The organism is Citrobacter gillenii (assembly GCF_013337685.1).
GTDB lineage: Bacteria > Pseudomonadota > Gammaproteobacteria > Enterobacterales > Enterobacteriaceae > Citrobacter > Citrobacter gillenii.
In genome coordinates this window covers 414,551-434,799 of record NZ_SUQN01000001.1, presented here as the reverse complement: position 1 = coordinate 434,799, position 20,249 = coordinate 414,551, and the positions used below count along the sequence as shown (strand labels likewise).

General features: G+C 52.0%; 29 protein-coding genes and 1 pseudogene. All 30 read right to left on the bottom strand.

The window, feature by feature from the left end; translation table 11 throughout:
* Position 1: 1 nt before the first annotated feature.
* Positions 2 to 289, bottom strand: coding sequence for a gp53-like domain-containing protein (locus FCH32_RS23380; RefSeq protein ID WP_420838393.1), 288 nt, complete (start codon positions 287 to 289; stop codon positions 2 to 4).
* Positions 290 to 496: 207 nt separating this feature from the next.
* Positions 497 to 790 (bottom strand): annotated as a pseudogene (locus FCH32_RS02020) (gp53-like domain-containing protein); the annotation flags it as partial.
* An 11-nt stretch (positions 791 to 801) separates the two neighbouring features.
* Entirely contained in the window at positions 802 to 1,383 is a 582-nt protein-coding gene (locus tag FCH32_RS02015) for a YmfQ family protein (protein WP_117343998.1), read from the bottom strand.
* Positions 1,374 to 2,432: a baseplate J/gp47 family protein gene (locus FCH32_RS02010; RefSeq protein ID WP_174360399.1), complete on the bottom strand. Its 1,059-nt coding sequence runs from the start codon at positions 2,430 to 2,432 to the stop codon at positions 1,374 to 1,376. The genes FCH32_RS02015 and FCH32_RS02010 overlap by 10 nt, the downstream gene beginning before the upstream one ends.
* Positions 2,419 to 2,844, bottom strand: a complete 426-nt coding sequence (locus FCH32_RS02005) for a phage GP46 family protein (protein WP_174360398.1) — start codon at positions 2,842 to 2,844, stop codon at positions 2,419 to 2,421. The genes FCH32_RS02010 and FCH32_RS02005 overlap by 14 nt, the downstream gene beginning before the upstream one ends.
* A complete protein-coding gene (locus FCH32_RS02000; protein ID WP_174360397.1) occupies positions 2,844 to 3,392 on the bottom strand; it encodes a phage baseplate assembly protein V in 549 nt (182 codons plus the stop codon). Before FCH32_RS02000 ends, FCH32_RS02005 begins: the two co-directional genes overlap by 1 nt.
* Positions 3,392 to 4,471, bottom strand: coding sequence for a phage baseplate assembly protein (locus FCH32_RS01995; RefSeq protein ID WP_174360396.1), 1,080 nt, complete (start codon positions 4,469 to 4,471; stop codon positions 3,392 to 3,394). Before FCH32_RS01995 ends, FCH32_RS02000 begins: the two co-directional genes overlap by 1 nt.
* Complete coding sequence (locus FCH32_RS01990) at positions 4,468 to 5,769, bottom strand: DNA circularization protein (RefSeq protein ID WP_174360395.1); 1,302 nt, start codon at positions 5,767 to 5,769, stop codon at positions 4,468 to 4,470. The genes FCH32_RS01995 and FCH32_RS01990 overlap by 4 nt, the downstream gene beginning before the upstream one ends.
* A 54-nt stretch (positions 5,770 to 5,823) precedes the next feature.
* Positions 5,824 to 6,348, bottom strand: a complete 525-nt coding sequence (locus FCH32_RS01985) for a hypothetical protein (RefSeq protein ID WP_174360394.1) — start codon at positions 6,346 to 6,348, stop codon at positions 5,824 to 5,826.
* Positions 6,349 to 6,415: 67 nt separating this feature from the next.
* Complete coding sequence (locus FCH32_RS01980; protein ID WP_174360393.1) at positions 6,416 to 8,206, bottom strand: phage tail tape measure protein; 1,791 nt, start codon at positions 8,204 to 8,206, stop codon at positions 6,416 to 6,418.
* Entirely contained in the window at positions 8,199 to 8,381 is a 183-nt protein-coding gene (locus FCH32_RS23340) for a hypothetical protein (RefSeq protein ID WP_338075269.1), read from the bottom strand. The genes FCH32_RS01980 and FCH32_RS23340 overlap by 8 nt, the downstream gene beginning before the upstream one ends.
* Positions 8,348 to 8,617 (bottom strand): phage tail assembly protein, encoded by a 270-nt coding sequence (locus tag FCH32_RS01975; RefSeq protein ID WP_115257989.1) that lies wholly within the window; start codon positions 8,615 to 8,617, stop codon positions 8,348 to 8,350. The genes FCH32_RS23340 and FCH32_RS01975 overlap by 34 nt, the downstream gene beginning before the upstream one ends.
* On the bottom strand, positions 8,617 to 8,973 hold the full coding sequence (locus tag FCH32_RS01970; RefSeq protein ID WP_049015471.1) for a phage tail tube protein: 357 nt from the start codon (positions 8,971 to 8,973) through the stop codon (positions 8,617 to 8,619). The genes FCH32_RS01975 and FCH32_RS01970 overlap by 1 nt, the downstream gene beginning before the upstream one ends.
* Positions 8,973 to 10,466: a phage tail sheath subtilisin-like domain-containing protein gene (locus FCH32_RS01965; RefSeq protein WP_174360392.1), complete on the bottom strand. Its 1,494-nt coding sequence runs from the start codon at positions 10,464 to 10,466 to the stop codon at positions 8,973 to 8,975. The genes FCH32_RS01970 and FCH32_RS01965 overlap by 1 nt, the downstream gene beginning before the upstream one ends.
* Positions 10,463 to 10,645: a DUF2635 domain-containing protein gene (locus FCH32_RS01960; RefSeq protein WP_174360391.1), complete on the bottom strand. Its 183-nt coding sequence runs from the start codon at positions 10,643 to 10,645 to the stop codon at positions 10,463 to 10,465. Before FCH32_RS01960 ends, FCH32_RS01965 begins: the two co-directional genes overlap by 4 nt.
* Before the next feature lie 8 nt (positions 10,646 to 10,653).
* Positions 10,654 to 11,214: a phage tail terminator protein gene (locus FCH32_RS01955; RefSeq protein WP_174360390.1), complete on the bottom strand. Its 561-nt coding sequence runs from the start codon at positions 11,212 to 11,214 to the stop codon at positions 10,654 to 10,656.
* Positions 11,214 to 11,717 (bottom strand): hypothetical protein, encoded by a 504-nt coding sequence (locus FCH32_RS01950; RefSeq protein WP_174360389.1) that lies wholly within the window; start codon positions 11,715 to 11,717, stop codon positions 11,214 to 11,216. Before FCH32_RS01950 ends, FCH32_RS01955 begins: the two co-directional genes overlap by 1 nt.
* Positions 11,692 to 12,105: a phage head closure protein gene (locus FCH32_RS01945; protein ID WP_174360388.1), complete on the bottom strand. Its 414-nt coding sequence runs from the start codon at positions 12,103 to 12,105 to the stop codon at positions 11,692 to 11,694. Before FCH32_RS01945 ends, FCH32_RS01950 begins: the two co-directional genes overlap by 26 nt.
* A complete protein-coding gene (locus tag FCH32_RS01940) occupies positions 12,102 to 12,419 on the bottom strand; it encodes a head-tail connector protein (RefSeq protein ID WP_117343983.1) in 318 nt (105 codons plus the stop codon). The genes FCH32_RS01945 and FCH32_RS01940 overlap by 4 nt, the downstream gene beginning before the upstream one ends.
* A gap of 73 nt (positions 12,420 to 12,492) precedes the next feature.
* On the bottom strand, positions 12,493 to 13,722 hold the full coding sequence (locus tag FCH32_RS01935; RefSeq protein WP_117343982.1) for a phage major capsid protein: 1,230 nt from the start codon (positions 13,720 to 13,722) through the stop codon (positions 12,493 to 12,495).
* Between the two features lie 9 nt (positions 13,723 to 13,731).
* Positions 13,732 to 14,331, bottom strand: a complete 600-nt coding sequence (locus tag FCH32_RS01930; RefSeq protein ID WP_174360387.1) for an HK97 family phage prohead protease — start codon at positions 14,329 to 14,331, stop codon at positions 13,732 to 13,734.
* Positions 14,324 to 15,550, bottom strand: coding sequence for a phage portal protein (locus FCH32_RS01925; RefSeq protein ID WP_174360386.1), 1,227 nt, complete (start codon positions 15,548 to 15,550; stop codon positions 14,324 to 14,326). The genes FCH32_RS01930 and FCH32_RS01925 overlap by 8 nt, the downstream gene beginning before the upstream one ends.
* Complete coding sequence (locus FCH32_RS01920) at positions 15,540 to 15,701, bottom strand: hypothetical protein (protein WP_164496628.1); 162 nt, start codon at positions 15,699 to 15,701, stop codon at positions 15,540 to 15,542. The genes FCH32_RS01925 and FCH32_RS01920 overlap by 11 nt, the downstream gene beginning before the upstream one ends.
* Positions 15,698 to 17,431 carry a terminase large subunit gene (locus FCH32_RS01915; protein WP_174360385.1) on the bottom strand — a complete coding sequence of 578 codons (1,734 nt, stop codon included), beginning with the start codon at positions 17,429 to 17,431 and terminating at the stop codon, positions 15,698 to 15,700. Before FCH32_RS01915 ends, FCH32_RS01920 begins: the two co-directional genes overlap by 4 nt.
* Positions 17,428 to 17,925 carry a phage terminase small subunit P27 family gene (locus FCH32_RS01910; RefSeq protein WP_174360384.1) on the bottom strand — a complete coding sequence of 166 codons (498 nt, stop codon included), beginning with the start codon at positions 17,923 to 17,925 and terminating at the stop codon, positions 17,428 to 17,430. The genes FCH32_RS01915 and FCH32_RS01910 overlap by 4 nt, the downstream gene beginning before the upstream one ends.
* A gap of 180 nt (positions 17,926 to 18,105) precedes the next feature.
* Positions 18,106 to 18,456 (bottom strand): HNH endonuclease, encoded by a 351-nt coding sequence (locus FCH32_RS01905; RefSeq protein ID WP_174360383.1) that lies wholly within the window; start codon positions 18,454 to 18,456, stop codon positions 18,106 to 18,108.
* A gap of 65 nt (positions 18,457 to 18,521) precedes the next feature.
* On the bottom strand, positions 18,522 to 18,719 hold the full coding sequence (locus FCH32_RS01900) for a hypothetical protein (protein ID WP_174360382.1): 198 nt from the start codon (positions 18,717 to 18,719) through the stop codon (positions 18,522 to 18,524).
* A 28-nt stretch (positions 18,720 to 18,747) separates the two neighbouring features.
* Positions 18,748 to 19,266, bottom strand: coding sequence for a DUF2514 family protein (locus FCH32_RS01895; protein WP_174360381.1), 519 nt, complete (start codon positions 19,264 to 19,266; stop codon positions 18,748 to 18,750).
* Positions 19,263 to 19,811, bottom strand: coding sequence for a lysozyme (locus tag FCH32_RS01890; RefSeq protein WP_174360380.1), 549 nt, complete (start codon positions 19,809 to 19,811; stop codon positions 19,263 to 19,265). The genes FCH32_RS01895 and FCH32_RS01890 overlap by 4 nt, the downstream gene beginning before the upstream one ends.
* On the bottom strand, positions 19,783 to 20,061 hold the full coding sequence (locus FCH32_RS01885; RefSeq protein ID WP_174360379.1) for a phage holin: 279 nt from the start codon (positions 20,059 to 20,061) through the stop codon (positions 19,783 to 19,785). The genes FCH32_RS01890 and FCH32_RS01885 overlap by 29 nt, the downstream gene beginning before the upstream one ends.
* Between the last annotated feature and the right edge of the window lie 188 nt (positions 20,062 to 20,249).

The window sequence follows — 20,249 nt, the reverse complement described above, 5'->3', positions numbered from 1 at the left end:
CTTAACCTCCAATCGCAATATAGAGTGCGGTGTAATTACTGGTACCCCATGAACTAACATCACATCCTGTTTTGTCGCCTTCCGTAAAAACTGGCGTTGCCGGATTGATCGTGAATCCGCTTCCAACAGGCGATGCAGTAAGAACGTACCTTTTATTTGGAAAGGGAATAGGATACGTAATGTGTGCAGTCGTAGACCCGCTGATTGTAACCCTTCCCCATTGAACAACTACCCCACTCGGCAAAAGGAAATATCCAGCATTATCCGAAGATCTTCCAAAGAAGCTCATATCTGGAAGTTGTCCGCTCCCATTACCTACCGTTTTTGTTGCAGCTGAGCCTAATCCAAGAGCAGTTCGTGCATCAATATCATCTGGCTTACTGAGTAGGTTTCTTGCGAAATCAGTCAAGAGTGTTAATCGTGCAGAATTTGGTCCAGAAAAATATGGAAAGCTATCAGCAGTACCTTTCACTGTGGTGATTGCTGTTAAACCAAGGTTTGAGAGAGCTTCTGCAATTGCTGCAGTTCCGTCTGCTTTAATATCTGCAAAAGGATGTGCGCGGCTTAGCAGCAGCGCTTTCAGGGCAGTCAGTAACTGGTTATGTTTTGATTTGTCCAGATTAACGCCGGTTGCTTCTACCACTCCCGCCAGTTCTTCCTGCAACATGTCGAAATAGTCGTCATCCAAATCAGTGGCAGGCGTTCCTGTTTGCGGGTTACCGCGGGTAAAGCCATTCTTTCCCGCGCCGAATTTATCTTTCTGCGCAGTAGGTGTGTCAATGCGATGCATAATGTCTCCGGTTACGGATATTTGAATATTACGTAGGTATGGGACGGGCAAAGTTTATTGATAACGCACTCGGCAACTGTGTCGCCCCAGTAGCGAATGGGGGTTTCGCAATTGTCTGTACAGGTCATCCAGATTGCGTCTGTTGAAGCGGGCATATTTACCTGCCAGTAGTAACGCCATTCAGTTGAATAGGTCGCATCAGTACACGTCGACGTACACTTGAAAGGTCCCTTGTTATAGCGCGTGATTGTGGCGCCAGGCTTCCCCAGTGCAGCCAGTTGACGAAGATAGAAATCTTCGTTGATTCCTCCGGTAAGATTAACTTTTGCGTCCAGCCGCTGCTGTCTCTGCCTTAACGTCTGGGTTCCTGAAGGAATGCATTCATCAGGCAGACCGCAGCACCGCTCCCAGCGGTCAATAAGTTCTGTTGTGGTACGCGGATCAAGCTCCTGCATGAGTTCATCGCCACGCTGATGCACCCTGAGCAAAGAAGGAGCTACGCCGCTTATCGCAACATCGTCAACTGACCATGCCGGCCCTGGCGGAAGCAGCGCACTCAGTAACTGGACATAATCATCGTTACTCACGCCCACGTTATTACCTCCAGTACAGCCAGTTCATTTTTTGCGATTGCCGTATCAGCTGTTGGCGAAAGCAGCTTATGGCTGTACTCACCGGCCGCTATAGAAATCGCCTCGTTTGTACGGGACAGCTCAAGCGTTCCTTCCGGATAGCCGTCACGCAACAGGAATGAACGAAGCTCGGCCTCAACTGCGGCGCGTATTTCAGGGGTATCCGGATTCAGGTCAATGGTGTAATTGACCTTTTTTGGCGTTCCCTTAAATACATAGAGGTCAGAACCCGCTACGGGCGCCAACGGTTCAATATGTGCCTGAGCTGCAGCCACTGTTGCATCATCAAGAATCGGGTTAATCAGATCGCTGCTGGCAATCATAACGCCAACCGTTCCCGTCCCCATCCAGTGTCGATAAGTCCACGCGCGCGTTACGCCGGGTACTTCTTTTGCCCAGACGATATAATCTCCGTCAGCGCCGCCCTGCGGGGTCCAGTAGTAGCGCTCCAGAACACGGGCACGCCAGACCTCAAGGTCTTCAACATCAAAACCACCAGTGATCGTATCGGCCATGCCGCCTGAAGGAAGTCCGTTAACTGGCGTAACCAGTGAGAGCGCCTCACCATCATCCATATTTCCGGCCATACCTGTCACGCTGCAGGTAACGGGCACACGAAGCACGCCACCGGCACCCGTTGCATCTGCCTGTGCGATGTACTGGACGAGGTCGTCACGCTGAATGACCGATCCTGCACTCACCTTGAGCCCGTTCGTTACGCCATCCCATCGCATAAAACCTGATGCGGCCACGGCATCTTTTCTCGGACATCGTTTCATCGCCGCATGCCGATAAAGCCATGACTCATCGCACAGGTCAGGCAGCATATTCATCGCCAGATAATCGATATAGCCATAAACCGTATGCAGCGCCCCCGCATAAACTTTGGCCCTGACATCTTCATCCATGCGGCGAAGTTCATCATTGATGTCAAGCCGTGCAAAAAGGTCGGTGCGGATCATGCTGATGTTTTCGGCCAGCGCTGGCCGCTGAAATTCACTGTCCGCCATTTGCAATCACACTCCAGAATTCGTTAAAAGAAATTGTTACCGGACCATCCCGGCGCCACAGAACAATGCTGTTTCCCAGTTCATTGATACCGGTTCGCTGTATATCTATATCTATCCTGGACACAACACCGTCATCGAGCATCCACTGAAGGGATTCTCGGATATACGTTCGCACCGTGTTCACCAGCGCGTTTGTGAGCTTGCTCCGCTGTAAAAGCCATAGCTTTGACCCATAGCGATCGTTGGCCACCATCGGCCAGGTATCTCCCCACCACCCCATAGGTACATCAGTATTGTCGTCGGGGTCTGCGCGCCGGTGAGTGAAGAGCGAAATCACCACTGCGCGCGTAAGTGGGTCAAGTTGAGAACTGGCGCTAACCTGTTTTCCGTTTACCGTAAGCCAGAGTTCCATCACGCCCCCATTTGTTTATCAGGTGCATCGGTGTTATTGCCCTGCCCGTTTTCTCTGTGTTTATGCCCGTTATAAGCAACACGCATCGCTGACATTGTCTGGCCAGAAGTATCACAGAGGTCTTTGATCTGGCCGGTAACTTCCAGATCCATTTCAAAGCGGGCTTTAGGCGCATTTTTGAACATAATCACCTTGCCACCACCATCAACAACAATCCCGGCACGTGTCAGCGTGACTGACTGCCCCTGGTCATCGTAGAGAGCGACCTCCCCCGTTTTGAGCCCCTTCATGCGATAGCGACGATCAGATACGGTGATCGCAACGGCGTGAGAACGGTCACCGTCAGGAAACAAAACAACAGCCTCAGCACCCGCTTTTGCACGAGAAGTGAAGCCATAGGGTTCAAGGTGCTCAATACCCGCCTTTTGCTGCCCAGCCAGTAACTCAACATCTATCATCTGGCACTTAGAAGCCGCGTTGATACTCTTCACCACTGCACGGCCAATGAGGCTTAGCACCTGACGCTGAAGGTTCTGCATCGTTCCCATCAGAATGGATCCTCCTTCACTTTGCGTTTTTTACCACCCTTCGCTTTCTCGTCTTCCGGCTCCGGAAGATAAGCATCAGGCGGCCCGACACGCAGCTCTGTCAGTGTGCCGTTATTGTCTTTGGTGAATGAGACTTCAGCGATGAGCAGTTCACGGTTATTGAACCCACAAACCGGGTCGTAAACAATGACGCGCTGGTTGGGTTGCCACAACACCCCGTCACCCTGACGCCAGCCCCAGACCGTGTAGGTGGTTTCATCAGTACGCGCAGCACGCTGGCGGGATTCGAATTCTGCACGGGCAATGCAGCTCGCACCTGTGGCCTGCCCTGTTTGCTGAACCGCCATCGGGCGATAACGCCCTATTGAGGCATCAGTGGTTTTTGCCCGTAACGCCGTTGTGGTGGCCACACCAAAGTCATCATCATTCCCCGCGCGCTGGCCGGAAACCTGATATGTTGAAAACCGCTCGCGAATGCTCTTTTCGGTATCGCAGGAAAGGATATTTTGCCCCAATACCAGCGCAGTGCGCGCACGCGATGAGCCGATACCGCCAATAACCAGACGTCCTTTTGGATCGTCATAAGCCAGCGCCTGCTGCTGACCCAGCATTTTATTCAGCACCTCAATAACCGTTTCACCATGATCGGGCTGAACGCCCGGAATAGTCGCTGCCGGTGCGCCTGAATTGATGACCGAAATACCAAAAGGTTTTGCCAAAACTGACGCTACCTGAACCAGTGACTGCCCGTTGAACTGGGTTGGCTCTGCAGCACAATCGATGAGATCGGCGGTCAGGCTGCGACCGCTAATCCCGGTACTGACAGAACGCGCATCGTAGCGGACAGGTGTGGCTTCCACCCATCCGGTGACAACAAGGTCATCACCAATCAGCACCTCAACTTTATCCCCGTTTTTGACGCGGGGTTGAAGGGATACAGATCCATCCCCACCAGGCCATTCACGTGTAATTTCCACATTGAAATCCCGTGCGATTCGTTCAATCCCTGCGCCGATACGCACGGACGTCCAGCCACCCCACTCGCGACCGTTAACCCTTAGCGTTACGTTGTCGTTCATCGTACGGGAACCCTCAGTGGTGACACCGGAACAAAGCCGGGATGGGCCACGGCGTTACGTCGGACAATGTCTGATTCACGCGACGCGTTATCAAACCAACTGGCGGCCAGCACCAGCGCAGGTAGTACGTCATCCGGCGTACGCTCAACCGTTTTTTGCGTCTGCGACAGGCGAGTTTTAATGTCAGTATTGAGGTCGGATTTCACGCGACGAAGCGCCAAAAATAAACGGTCATCCGTTGTTCGACCCAGCTCTTTATCAATGGCGGTATTCAGCGTATCGCGGATGTCCACCAGCTCATCCCATGAGGGAACATCGGCAACGACAGTTTCTTCAGGCGCATTATTCAGCGCCGGGTGTATCACAGTAGGCCATCCAGAGGATTGCTGAATTTGTTCCTTTGTCGCTATTGCAGGTGTTGGCAATGTTGTAACGGCGTAAACCGCCTCGCTTATGGCGGTTGTGCGTACTGCACTGGCAACATAATTACCCTGTTCCTTGCTGCTCTGTGTGCTTTTACTGTCTGTTTTCCAGATACCTCGCGGGGCCATATCTGATCCCAACGAAATCCCGGCAAACCCCTTAATCATTTTCATAACGTCGGAAGCATTTCCAGATAGTCTGTTCGCCGTGCGCCACACTTTCTGAATGGCTTCGACATATCCTTTTCCTGATGACGGAGGAGGAAGAAGAACAGAAATGTCGCCCTGCATAAGCCTCGCAGCGTCTGCAACATAGCTGTCGACCATCGACATGGAATCAGACACAAAGTCCAGGATACCAGTGGCGCGCTCAAGCACGTCACCCTGAGCGAAGTCAGGCAAACCATCCATGCCAAACTGGTCAAAGTTATCGCTGATACAGTCATCCAGTGCAGAACATGAGGACACCAGCGTATTCGCCGTGGCTGCACCCGCCGTTGGATAGGAAAGCTCACCCGCTTCGACAAACTGCAGATCAAAGCGCACCATACGCCCTTCGCTGCTCGTCGTGCTGACTTTAACTTCGCCATCGACACAAACACTCGACTCGCCATAGGTCGGGTGAACAAGCGTTCCCGGCCCCGGTTTGTTGAGCGCTTCAATTAGTCTGTCGCGCTGATCGAAACAATCATCGCCTATGACATAGGCGGTGATATTTGGCCGGAAGGTGACCTTACCGAGATCTTCGGTGTAGGGTTTATCGCGGTTGGGGTATTCGTGTGTTTCAACTCTACGACCAACGGCTGCACCTTCGCCTTCGACCTTAAATGGTACGCCACGGAATGACGCATCCTGAAGCCTGTCTTTCCACGCCATAGAAACTCCGGACATAAAAAAACCCGCCGAAGCGGGCTTATGCTAATGAATTAATTACTTCGTTAAGAAAAGTGCGTTTTGATAGTTTTTTTGTTGGCCGTCGATAAACTTCTTAATATTTTCGTGTGAAAAATCTTTGATGTATGAGCCTTTAACCATAGATATTTCTTGCTCATCCAGTGTTAATGTAAACAAAGGCTGATGTTCACTTGTATAACGTACCGCTGAGGTAACTTCCAGTTTGGCATCATCAATAACACTAAGATTTTCTGCTGTTAGACGCTCATCATTTTTACTCTTCCCTGAATTAAGGGTCTTTAGTATCTCCGTTATTTTCGCATCCAATTCATTTGAAAAATCATCTGGGTTCCCATTGGATATCAAAACTTGTTCACCTTCTTTAAAGATTAATCTAGCACTCAGCAATTTTTCCTCTTTGTATACATCACCTAATTTTACAGAGCCTCCAGCAAGGGGAATTACATGCTCATTCTTAAACGAAATGTTATCAGAAATGATAAGCGCAGAAAAAACAACCGACACACCAATTATTACACTGGCAATTATATGATTTTTCATGATGACCTTGAGTGATTAACTATTATTGTTCGCTATATACAAGATAGCGCTCTCAAAATACATCGTTCTATCCACCCATGCCAACCTTTCCTATCCGGGTGTAACCAACATCGGTACTCACGTTGATGCCTCTGGATTTCGACTCTGTCACTGTTGTTCCAGGTTGAGCACCTTTTAGCTCAACAACAACTCTGGCCTCTGGTTGTGAAGGTGCCCCCTTATTAATCTGATAAGGGTTATAGCCACTGCTAGCAACACCAGTACCATAAGCACCGTAACCACCAGCGCCCCACTGCGCAGCGTTAGCAGCAGCAACAGTGTCACTGGCTCCATCAGAGAACCATTCAATAATAGGTTTGAGCTTATTCCACATATCCTGGAACCACTTAACAACTGGCCCCCAGTTATTGATGATCAACCCTATTGGCGTCCAACCAAAGACGGTTTTCATTAATTCCCACCCGGATTTGAAATATGGACCAACTGTTTCCCACATATTTTTAAACCAAGGGCCAACAGTATCCCAGTTCGCAATTATAAAACCTGCAGCTAATGCAATTGCTCGAATGGCCATGCCAAACCATGACATTGATAATGTCGCATTGACTAATCCTAAAGCAAAATTAACCCCCATAAAACCAAGCTTCAATGCGGCCAGTCCTGCTGCCAGACCAAATGCCCCACGGATAACAGCAGGATTCTTTTCTGCAAAGGTCGAGAATTTTTCCCCGAGGTCACCAAGCCAAGTAACAATCTGTTTAGTATCCGATGAAAAAGCACCACCTATAGCAGCAAGACCGTTGGTTGCAGTACCTGTCATCGCTTCCCAGAGGTTTATTAAGGTTCCAAGTTGAGCCTCAACACGTTTGTTAAGGCTGGCCTGCCGGTTCATTTTTTGTTGAACTTGGTCATAGCCGTCTTTACCCTTATCTATAAGGGCGTTAACTACCTGGAGTGTTTCCGCATCATCACCAAACAGGGCTTTTAACACTCCCGTTCGCTTCACATCAGTTAATTTTCTGAGTTTCGATAACTGCGTAAACATTTTATCAATACCGCCGAAACTGCCTTTTCCATCGGTGAAATCAAGATTCACGCCGAGCTTTTGACTTTGCAGTACTTTATTCACGCCATTGACTTTCTTGATGTCTAAACCGGACTGGATAACTTTGCGAAGGGCGTTGCCGGCTGACTCACCCTGCATGCCCATCTGATCCATCATGACGCTGATAGGCGCCAACCCCTGAGCGGCCTTAAGTCCATCCTTGTTCACCATTTTAAGGACTGAACTGGTTTTGGTGAAAAATGACAACATGTTGGTATCGTCCACTCCCAGATAAAATGCCTTCTGGATGGTATCGAACAAGCCCATCATGTCATCTGAAGCAGTTCCCGTGGCATCCTGCATTTTCGCGGCGAACTCAGCCGCAGCTTCAGGTGTCTTTTTAAGCTGAACAGCAAGGTATGCTGTCGCTTTGCCCACTCCACCCAGAATGTTTTCTGCCGGAATACCCTGGCGAACCAGCATCTGCATCATGTTCTGAAAATCAGCAGTCGTGCCAGGTAACTGATTCCCAAGCCCAACGGCCAGTTTGTTTATTTTTTCAAAACTTTTTCCGACGTTACCATCATCCTGCATCATCGCGACTTTTAACCCTGTCGCCGCGTTCTCCTGATCCGCAAAGGCCTTAAGTGATACAGTTAATCCTGCAGCAAGTCCGCCAGCCATGGCTAAACCACCTTTCGATGCCTCTTCTGCCTGACGTTTAAATCCGCGAATATTTTTCTGCATCCGCGAAAGTGTAGGAGATAATTTATCCACGCCGGTGATTAGCGCTTTAAGCTCAAATTCAGCCATTACGTTTTTTCTCCTGCTCTATCCTGTTCGCCTGGCTGACCAGCAGAGGAATCTCACTGATTGGCATTTTCAACAGTTCAAATGGGTTAATGCGCCAGTAACTGGCGCAGTCAAAAAAACGGTCAGTGAGATAATCGGCTGTCAGGCCTGGAGGAAAAAACCTGCAACCATCCAGCCTGCGCTGTTAAGGTCGCATGGTTTCATCTGATCAACCGTACTTAACGGTACGTTCGCGAGCCGCACGATATACTTCGCAATGATATGCGCCTGCAGTTTAATAGACTCATCCTGGTTCATCTGATAGGGATAACCCAGTTCGCGAACATCCTTACCAGTGGGTTCGTTGAACTCCAGAACACTGATTGTTTCACCATGTGCTGTGACTGGGTGTTGTAGCTCAAGTTCTTGCATTACTGGTAATCCCCTTCTTCACCGTGGAATTCAAGATCCGCCGTGCCTTCTTCGGCGTTGTGGTTTGCCTCACCGTGCAGCCAGGCAGACGACAAGACATAAACCTGACCGTTTGCCAGCTCCGCGGTAATGGTCATCTGGTCTGATGTAGTGACCTTGCTGACCGGAAAATCTTTCGGCACTTTGAAGGTGCCTTTGATATACGGCGCGCGGTGCGTTTCTTTACGATCCACCGAGCCATCAAGGCCAATGACATCATCATTGACCTTAGTATTCATCGGCACCTCAATACCGCCGGTCATGGATAATTGCTGACCATCAATTTTGAAATAACAAGTACCTGCAATGCGCGGCATTATGCGGACTCCTCTTGATACTGAAGGCGGAACTGGTTAAGCAATGCAAAGACACGCAACTGGTTAACGTAATCAGGCGGGTAAAGCACGTTGATGCGAGACGGGTCAGTGGCGTCGCGTTCCACGATCAGGTGTTGCTTAAACAGTTCGTAATTTTCGACGATGCCCGCACGTTCCATCTGGCGGTAAGTGGTCAGAAGCTCACCTTTGATCACCGCTGGCGTAACAATTGCCTGGCCGGGTCCAAAACGAGTACCGTCGTTCGCCAGTTTGTGGCGGCCATACTTACTGGTGATCACCGTTTTAAGACGGCGCAGAACATAGGCGCTGGTATGCAGTGTCTCGCTGTCGAGATAGCTGTTATCCGCTACGCCATACGCATTCTTTTTATAGGTCGTAATATCACGCTGCACGCGCAGAACACCCCCTTCTGCATACGCTGTCGCAATACCGTGCGTCAGTAGTGACTGCTGCTCGGAGCGAATAAAGCGTTTGCCCGTTGGGGGAGGAAGCATGCCTGTCAGCTCGCCCGTTTGTGTCGGACGCGCGGGGTCGATACGCAGGAACACTGCGGCACGTGCTGTACGGCTTGCTGCCAGTTCATCCGGATTCGACTGAACCGTTTTTTCATAGCCTGCCAGCGTGACGTGCGGATCGTTGAACATATCACCTACGGTGATCAGGTCACTGATTGCAGCAATTTTTGCCGTATAGACGTGACCATAAATCTGTCGTAACCAGCTCCAGCGCCCGCTGGTATCGTTCATTTCCAGCGTGAAGGTGTTCATGGACGCAGTATCGTTGAACGGGTGACCGATATAGTCGAAAGGCTCGTCGCCCATCGCGGAAATCGTGCCTGTCAGCAGTGGTGCACCAGCACCAGCCACACCAGATGCAATGGCGATCAGCACGCCAGCCGGGAGTTTTTCTCCACCGCTGAAACCGTAATAGTTCAGCGCGACAGGAATGTCATTCGCCCAGGTGCCTTTATGCCGCGATGTGAGTGTGACAACACCGGCTGCCGAAGCGGCGGTAAATGGCGTCTGTCCGTCAGCAGTGATGGCGGCAGAAATAGCGGATGCAACAGCTGCAACATCGTCGCCAGCTGTCACGTTAGCCTGAATGCGACGTCGCCCAATGTACAGGCTAATAACCCCGGACTCTGTGGCCGCTCCTGTCACCGTCAGGGTGAACGTTGCCACCGTTCCTGTGTCAGGAACAGCAACCACCCACAGCTCACCAAATGGATCAACAAGCCGATAGGCTTCCACCATGCGCGCAAGCTGACTGCCCGCGCCACACTGCTGAATGGCGTAATCCTTTGATGGCATGAAAACCAGCTGGTTGGTCGCAATGGCTGCGCCAGTGTTCACATGGCCAATCAGTAACGAAGGGGCGCTGGTCTGCGCCGTATTCGCCGCGCTGTTATCCATCTCGGCATAAAACAGCGGGACGCGAAGATCAGACGGAATTGTATTCATAGAGACTGTCATTTAGTGCTCACCTTCTTGTCCGGTGCTGCGCCCTGAGATGGCGTCACCACCTCAATATCCCCGTCGTTTTCACGACGGTACCAGTACTGGCTTGGTTCGACATTTCGCCCTGCTGCAGGCAAAAGGTCACCCCGGGCAGGATCATGAACTGACCGCCCGTCTTTCGGTTTCACAAACATGGTATTCCTCAGGAAGGAAGATTTATTTCGAGGTGGTGTTCGATTTTGCCGTCAGGGCCATGACCGGGATCGATAAAATCCACATCAATCGACAACGTTTTGAAATCATCCAGGTCGTTCAGCTCATCCTGCTGGCGGGTGTCGTCTTCTGAGAGTTCTTTCAACACAGAGAAGTCGAACTGGTAGCTCAGTTCATGCCGGTTCACATCAAGCAACGTACCACCAGCATAGGTGATCGGGTTTCCGCACTCTTCAGGATTCCAGCCCAGGAGCGCCTTAAACAGTGACTGTCGCACATCGTGAACAACATCATATGAGGCAAACTGACCACGCTCATCCCGGCCATTGCTGACAAACACAATGACGGAAAATCCTTCGGTCAAATCCTGCCAGTAATCCGTCTGGCTTTTCTGTTCGCCGGGTGAGTCGTCGCCGGGAACAACATAAGCCGCCGGCAGTTTCATCTTCCCGACTTCCGGCAAGTCCTTAAACTGCGCAGCACCCGCTACACGATTCTGGAATTCCGGGCAACGCGCCCGTAGTGCTGCAATAATCGGGACCAGTTTCATCAGCGTCGTTTCTCCGGTTTGAGTGAGAGCCGCAATTCACGCGCAAGGTAATAGCGCGTCCACGGACTGTTTTTGTTGAGTGTCTCAACCATAAAATTATTACGCGGAGCCATGCGCCAGCCGCTACCACCAGAAGCGCCGCGATGATGACTGCGGCGGCGCTTAGCGCCCCCACGGACGCCGTAAAACAGGAATGCCGGATAGAAGTCGCCGGTGATCAGCCTGTTGCCCTGACCGTTGCGCTGGTTAGGCGCGATGCGGGTCATAAAGCCGGGTCGGCGTTTGCTGGCCTTCGGCACCATATAACCGATGGACTTTGCCAGGCGGCCGCTTTGATAGCCGGGGTTATCGCCAGGCTCTGAACGACCGCGCCGCATCACCAGTCGGCGCGCATCGCGCATATGGCGCTGGCCGATATGAATAAACGCTCGCCGGACGCGTGCCCGGTTAAAGCGCATCTCTTTCGGCTGCTGAAAATCAACGTGAAAAAAGGGAGTCGCCATTTCCATTGCCTCCGGTCGATGCTGTATCTACGCCCAGCTCAGTACATTCAAGAAGCAGAAATCGCCGTTTACTGTTCAGGTCCCGCGCCCGCTTAACCCGGTACACCAGATCGTTGAGCACCACCTCGAAGTCAGTGGTGATCCCGCTCCGCCAGCGAATGGTGATGTAATGCGTGATGACGTTGTCGGTCTGGGCTGTTTCCTGGTATGTCGTCGCGCTGGTCTGGACGACCTTCGCCCAGGCCCGGAATGAAACCGGGTATTCTGGTTCGGTACCGAAATCAGCCGCCGGTACATCGACTCGTTTTCGAACAAGTACCCGTTTATCCAGTTCACCCGGATCGGGCAACAGGTAGGTCGCGCTGGTTTGCGCCTGTCGGAGTTTCATAGCGGTATGAACCGATAGGGCCCGACCAGCCAGGTGAATGACTGCGGCATTTCCGTCTTTTCAACCTCAGACACCGAGGAACGATTCTCGTAAAAGTGCGTGGCCAGAAGCAGCATCCCCATCCGTATGTCATCCGTCATGACCAGACCGTCAGGATCGTTACTGGGTACGCTCGTCTCATACAGAGTACGATTCAGGAATGTCACCGTTCTGGACTCGACGGCACCACCAATCAGAGTCAGCAGCTCGTCTTCCTCGGTGTAATCTTCTTCCAGCCGAAGCTGGCGCTTAATTTCACTCAGTTCAAGCAGCATAAGAATCCTTATGCCCGCCAGATAACGGGCATAAAAAAACCGCTTTCGCGGCATCATTTGACAGTGATATGAATTACGGTGCTTTGCCCACCAGCGCTTTGATGGCCGCGGTATCTTCCAGAACGCAATCGAAGCGATGGAATGCCAGGAACGCGGTCTGATCGTATTCCGCGTAACGCTCTACCAGACGTTTCAGTGTCATGTAGGCAACACGGCGGACGATGAAGCGGTTAAAATCACCAAGGAAGATAAACTTCTTACTGGCGGCAATGGAGTCGATCGCCTGGTCAATAACGTAAGGGATGCCCAGCACGGTTGCAGGCGTACCGCCAATAACATCAGGTAGCCACAGAGGACGTTTCTGATCGTCAACCATCTCTTCAATATACTGAAGCGTTGTATCGTTGAAAGCCCAACGAAAATTAGGCCCACCGCGATAAGCGGGGTCAAGCGCATGCTTCAGGCTGTTCATTTCCTGCCACTGGAAAGAGGCAGCGTTACCTGTAGAAACCGTACCAGTGACAGATGCAACAAGACCTTTCGGCTGGATAGGTGTGCCAACGCCGGTACCCTGCACCAGGTACTTCGCCTCGCCACGGCCAATACGCTGAGCAATACGTGAAGCCAGATAAGCTTCGATATCCACACCACTGTCCTGTAACAGTTCATTCGAGACCCGAATGGTTTTTGAGGACAATTTTTTGGCGCCAAGGGTTGCAGTACCAAAGGTTACATCACCTTCGGTAGCTGCGGTATTTTCCGCAAGAAGCTCCCCTTCTTCCGTGGTGCCATCAGACGTTGACCAGGTAATATCCTGACCCGTTGAGGTATTGAGGATTTGCGCGATGCTGGCAATACCGCCATAGGCTTTCATCGCTTCAATAATCGTGTTGCGCATCTGGGTCGGTACTGTATAACCACCTTTATCATCAGGAGAGGTACCCTGTGCGCGAATTTCTTTTACCGCCTGCCGTTCTTCAGCCGAAAGCTCATTGAAGCCATGACGAAGAAGACGATCAAATGCTGCGGCCCGACGTTCATCAGCTTTCGCATCTGGGTTCGCAGGGTCTTTGTTCTGTTGATGACGATTTTCTTTTTCATTATCGTCAACATAGTTCTGATCCTGGCGACGCAACTCGTCTTCACGGGCAATGCGCACATCAAGCGCGTCAAGCTCTGACTTTGCTGCGCTCCACTGGGTACGCTGTTCTTCAGTCCAGGTGGTATCGCCAATTTTTTCGTGCAGGGCACGCATATCACTGGCGATAGTGTTACGTTTTTGCTTCATTTCGTGCAATTTCATGGTTTTTCCTTACGCATTAAGAAGAGTCAGCAGGCGCTCGCGCCCCATACGTTGATTAATGGCTTGCGCCAGCGCGCCGCTGTCGCGCGCTTCCTGCCAGGCTTTCATGGAACGAATCCCAGAGTCGGCCTCCTGATAAGCCGGATATGTCACCGGGCTAACGTCAAAGAGACGTGAAAAACGGTTAATCTCGCGGATAACGATCCCCTCATCATCCTGGTACCAGCTCTCGCCATCATGCGCGACGCGGAAAGCAAAAGACGACTGGTTGATATCACCGCGCATCATCGGGGCCAGAACCAGATCGCGAATGGTCTGAGTATCCGGCGCCGCGATGTCATAGCGCAGGCCTTTATCATCGACGTTCACGTTTAACGTTCCTGACGAACTGCGCCCCAGAATAAAGTTAGGATCATGGTTAAACAGGCCGCGAATATCGTCACCCAGTACATCATCGAATGCGCCTGGCTTAATGATTTCGCGAAATCCCCAGATCGGCTCAGAGCGGCTGTTAAATACCGAGCCGTAACCGATAATCCGCGTGGGTTGTTCCCCTAGCTGTTCGGCACGGACCTCACCGCTGTAACAGCGAGTCTCGCGATCACTCATCGGTTTTTTCCTCTTCGGTTTTGGGTTTCTTAAAGTCGTCCGCAGGGTTGGCAGCATTAACGCTGACAAGCATTTCATCCAGGCCGTCAACCGGGTTCATATCCTCGAAAGCGCGAGCTTCGTTGCGGCTCATCCAGCCATCGGTGATCGCAAAGTGATAGAACTGCGCGCGTTCCTGCGGAGTGCCGCGTAACAGGCCTGTGAGGTTGAAACGGACGTAATACCCGGCGGCCAGTTCGGCGCGGGTAAACAGACGGCGGTTAAGCTCCTGTTCCCAGTTCGTCACCCAGGGCATCATCGAATAACGCACAAACTGAATAGCCTGCTGCGTGATATTGCTGAAAGTGGCTTTCTCCAGGTCGTTAATCATGTGCGCCGGCACGTTGAATATCCCGGCAATCATCGAACGGTTTAGCTTTGACATGTCGATGATCTGAGCGTCAATCGGCGAGACAGTGAGCGCCCTGTAATCCAGATCGGCAGGCAGAAGCATGGTTTTGTTTTCCTGGCTACGTAGCGCCAGCGCGGCCTTCTGCCACACCTTTTTGAGCCTCTCCCACCCCTCTGGTTTAATCTCGCCTTTAACCGTCACGATCCCGGCAGGACGCGCATTACCGCTGAAAAAACTCTCGGTGTACTTCTGGCCGCTCATGCCCATGCCGATCGTTTCTGCATGCTGCATCACCGGACTGAGGCCCATTTTTTGGTTATTCCCCAGCGCCCGAATGTGGATCATATCGTCAGGGCTGATAGCAAATGCCCCCTCCTCGTTATAAAGCCCGTAGGTGTACCGGCCACCAGTGTTAATCAGCGTGGTTTCCCATGGCATGCAGCAGTCCAGTGAAATAACCTCTCCGCGCCTGCTGCGCTTGACCCTGGTGTATCCATTACCCCAGCCGAGAATGTGCCGCTGCTTCAGCTCGCGCCACTTGTAGCTTGTCTGCCAGGTGTTTGGCTCGTCGTGCACCAGGTAAAATGCTGGATGATCACGCGCAGGTTCAACTTTCCCGTTGTGCTTTCGCATGACATGCAATGGCATCTGGGCAAGGTTGGAAGACAGGACATAAATGCAGGCGTATACCGCGGCCAGCTTCATGGCGGTTTCAGGGCTCACGTACACATCCGCTCTGAACAGTCCGTCAGCGTCCAGCACGTCCCCCGTAATTGGTGTGGCAGGGTTCTCCAGAGATTCACTTCTGAATAAAGAATCAAGCAGCACGTGTCCCCCTTCTGGCCATCACCAGCGCGCCCACCAGCATCAGGCCGCCGGAGAACATTAACGCCGGGGCTAACCCGAACTGCAGGTAAAACCCGGCGGTGAGCAGGCCGTACCCGGCCAGCCCGATAACATCAGCAATCAGTGATTTCATAGAATTAACAGGTCATCGTCCGGATCAAGAGATGAGAGGAAATCGCCAGGCTCTTTGAGCATTGCCCGCCCGATCGTCATAATCAGCGCAACCGCGCCGTCGATTTTGTTTTCGTTCTGCTCTTTGATAGGTTTCACCACATCGTCGTTACCCGGCAGATTTTTCCCGACCACGTTACTGATACACCAGCTCATGATCGGGTTGCCGTCGTGGTGAAAGCGGCCTGACTCAATAGCGGCTTCAAGCTCTTTCATTGGGTCTGACATATTGGTGTAGTTCTGAGTGATCGTGATGGGGCTTAAATCTTCATCAGCAAGATTGTGAGAAAGGCCGGTGGCCCCGAAGGGGTCAATCGGTGATTCACTTACCGGGTTCAGTTTGTTTGCCGCTTTTGCCTCTTCGAGGATGTAGCGATAATCAACTTCAGCCCCATCGGTCACGGTCAGTAACCCCATCTCAACCCATTTTTGAAAACGTTCCGCCGTGCGGCGATCCTCATTTTTTTCCACGCTGAACACCGTGTCATAAGGCACCCAAAAACGGGGAGCAATGCAGTAAAAATGAGTTTTCCCGTCAATTTCTCGGGTGAACAGTCGCGCCATGCTGTTCATATCCAGCTTGCGGGCAAGGTCGAAACCCAGAATACACGGCTGACCTTCGAACATTTCCAGTGTCAGAGTCTTGTCCTCGCAGTTCTGCCAGGACACCAGGTTATAAAATGCCGCGCGGGCGGCAACCCAAATATTGAGGTGCTTTGTTTTGAACACGCCAGCCTGGCGGGCGTTGTTGATGGCGCGCTGCTGCTGACTAAGGAGAAAGTCGCGGTAAACCGACACCCCCATGTTCGGGTTTGCTTTCTCGAGCACCTTCGGGTCCGTCCAGTCGTCGCCTTCATCGACCGTAAAGATCACACCAAACAGTTCCTCATTCGGAACGGTTCCGTTCAGCATCTCAATAACTTCGCGGCGCTTGTCGTAACATGGCCCTTCAATATTGTATCCCGCTGTAGTGATTGCCCACATAAGCGGCTGGCGGCGTGCGCCCATCCCTGTCAGCATCGTGGTATACAACGAATCAGTCGGATGTTCGTGATATTCATCGACAATTGCGCAGTGCGGCGAAGAACCGTCGCCGGGGTTACCGATTAGCGGCTCAAAGCGTGCGCCGTCTTCAGGACGGTTGAGGTTTGAGGCATTCACCTCAATACCGAATGCCTCCACCAGCAACGGCGTGCGCTTGCACATCAGGCGCGCAGGTCTGAATACTTCCCACGCCTGTTTTTCTGTTGTCGCGCCTGAGTAAACCTCAGCGCCGAACTCGTTGTCGCAGGTGAAGCAGTAAAGTGCAACACCCGCCGAGATCGCTGACTTGCCATTCTTGCGAGGGATCTCCGTGTAAACTTCGCGGAATCGACGGAGCTTTGTTCCCTTGTTCACCCAGCCAAAGGCGCAGCAGACAATGAACAGCTGCCATGGCTCCAGGGTGATCGGCATCCGCTTGAAAGCCCATTCCCCCTTTGTGTGGGGCAGCAACTGAATAAACTTCGCGGCCTTCTCCGCCATGTCTTTATCAAAGCGGTACCGGAATTTCCGGCTCTTCTCCTGTGCCATATCATCGATATGGCGCTGACAGGCCTGAATGACATACTGGCACGCCGGGACTTTCCCCCGCACAACGTTGCGGGCGTACTGGTTCGCAGCATTTACGTTGGGGTACGATTTCCGCGTCATGAGCTAATCATCTTCAGGAATGGATTGGAGGTTTTCTTCTGCCCCGCGAGCCCGATTAGACGCTGGCGGCTACTGGGGTCAAGACCCAGCATAGAACCGGTAGAACTCATCTCCGATTCCTGTTCTTTCTTGGCGGTCAACTCAGGGTTTTTAATCTTGCCGCCCATCGCACCAACAATGGTAAGCCCTTCTTTCGCAATATTTCTCACGGCTCGCCGCCAGAACTCATAAGCGACACACCAGCGTTCAAGCACGGCAAGATCGGTAACGCAAAGTAAACCCTGACCACATAATTCTTTGGTGGTCATTTCCCACATGATGGTTGCCATAGGTAAACCATCGTCTTCAAAAAACCATTCCGGCGCTGCCACTCCTTTAATGGGTGTGAACACTGGCTCTTCTTTATTCAGGGCGCGCTTGCCGGGATTACCAGCCAGTTCCTTGCGCGCCGTTGGCTTTGGCCGACGCCCGGAACGCCCCGCCGTTCCAGCCATAAGCGATGCTCCTGGTTAAATTTGATTTTTCGCGGGTATAAAAATACGAGGAGGCGGGCAGTCCGGAAGGCAGGGGCTGCAGAGATTTGACCTCCCCCTCCCCCTGGCTGATACAAATGACATTCATTCTCACTTGATGCGAGGTGTCGCCTCACATCAACATGGTATTGACAATCATTATCATTTACGCCCTTCTTTCCCGGTCTTGGTGGCGTGGCATGACCAGCACAGGCTCTGGAGGTTGGAGTCGGCATCTGTACCGCCGTGAGCCTTCGCCTTGATGTGGTCCACGCAGGACGCCGGCTTCACGACTCCCTGCCGAAGATGGTTCTGACACAGCCCTTTGTCACGCTTTAGTATCCGCGCCCTGATGACTTCCCACTTTGTTCCGTATCCGCGCTGCTGACGTGATTGACCTGGCTTGTAGGATTTCCAGCCTTCACCTTTGTGATTTTCACAGTATCCAGACGGGTCTGTTGTGGTGTTCCGACAGCCGCGAACGCGACAAGCCTTCGGTGTGCGCGGTGGCATATTCACTCCCCAAAAAAACGCATAGCATTATCGCAGGCACTCAGTGAATGCCTGCTGTAATGCCGCTAGTCGTCGAGTTGCAACACACCGTGATCAGGCGACTCAGAGTAAGCGATGAGCCCTGTGTACTCTGGGATGATCTCGCCATCATCAGCTTCGAATTCAGGAATTGTTCCTGTGGTGATGGTGTATTGAGGCTGGCCATCCTCTTTCGCGTAGATCGCCAAATCTTCAATCTGTTTTGCTGTAAGAACTACTGCCATACTCATTCCTCGGTTGTTAAAAGCCCCGCTATTGCGAGGCTATAGGATTGTTATTTGACTCTCTCACCGATTCGTAAATGCGTTCACAAGTCATCCCCGCGGCATAGCGTTCGTCAGCGATTCCAGCATATCGTTTAGCTTCTGCTGCAATATCTCCGAGCATGTTGGCGAGCATTCCGGCGCTGGTGTCAGTTGTTTTGCTTCTGACGGAAGCGGCAAGATCTGCGGTGTGCTTTGCGGCGTCCAGGCGGGTGGCAAGTTTTGTTGCCTCGGTGCGCAGCTTGCTAACAGTGGCAGACAGGCCAGCAGCAGTTGCAGCAGATTTAGCGGCTTGTGCTTGTGCATCTTTTACAGCCTCATCACGGGCAATTATGCGCCCTTGTTCAATCCATCGGGCGGCAGTCTGCGCGTTCGCTTCCTGTGAAGATTCCTCACTATTACGGTCAGCCCACTTCGTTTCCCATCCGCGGCTGTTCCACACGCTCCCGGCGATGAATGCGACAGCCACCAGCAGCAAAATAGCAATTAACTGATCGCGAAGGCTCACTGGTCTATCCCCCAGCACGCCAGCGCGCTTTCCTGGTCTCGTCGCTCTACCTGCCCATAACAACCATTCTTCTGGCCTTTGGTCAGACGACAATCGCGCCCCCCGTCTTTAATCCACCAGCGAATGGCTTCACAGGCACCTTTACTGTCGCCGGCATTAATTCGCTTATAGAACGTAGACGGGAAACATTTTCCGGGACCGATGTTATACGGGCAGAAAGAAGCGATACCCGCTTTCTGTGGTTCGGTCAGCGGTGCCTTGATATTTCGCTCAACCCACGCCAGCGCCTTGTCGCGCTCAATAGCATTTACCTGGGCGCATTTCTCAGCAGAAAGCCTCATGCCCTGAACTACTGGCTTACCATCAACCATTGTGGCGCCGCGGCATATCGTCCAGATGCCGGAACCATCCTTGTAAGCGGTCAGACTGTTTCCTTCTTTCTCATCCAGAAACTGATCGAGAATAACGGGCGCGGACGCCCCGGCAAGAATCAAACCAACGACCGCTGCGCTTAACTTATTTCTCAGTGCCGTAGACGTTGCCATTAAGGCGGTCCTCCCTTTCCTTGCGGCGGTAATACCAGTTCACTGCACAGGTAATAACGGTGCATGTGATACCGACAATGATTGCCCAGTCGCTCAGGCTTAACCCTGCAATTCTGTCGGCCAACATCCAGGACACCTCTTTTGCTGTTTTTGCTGTTTCGGCATATGCCTTCGCTGATACACCGCAGCCGGCAAGCGTGGTTCCTGTTCCATATGAAAGTCTGCTGTAAATGGTGCTCATTCTGGTCATAGCCTCACCTCCGATAGTTCGGATGGCGCTGTGTTTGATTAAGGAGGGTCAGGCTTCACGGGCTGGATTTATCAACAAGGTACGTAGCGAATGATTCCCGTGAGCCTGAAATGGGAAAGCCCACCAAATGGTGACCTTAGAAAACAATAAACCCCGCCGAAGCGAGGTTTGAAAATGCTTAAGTACGT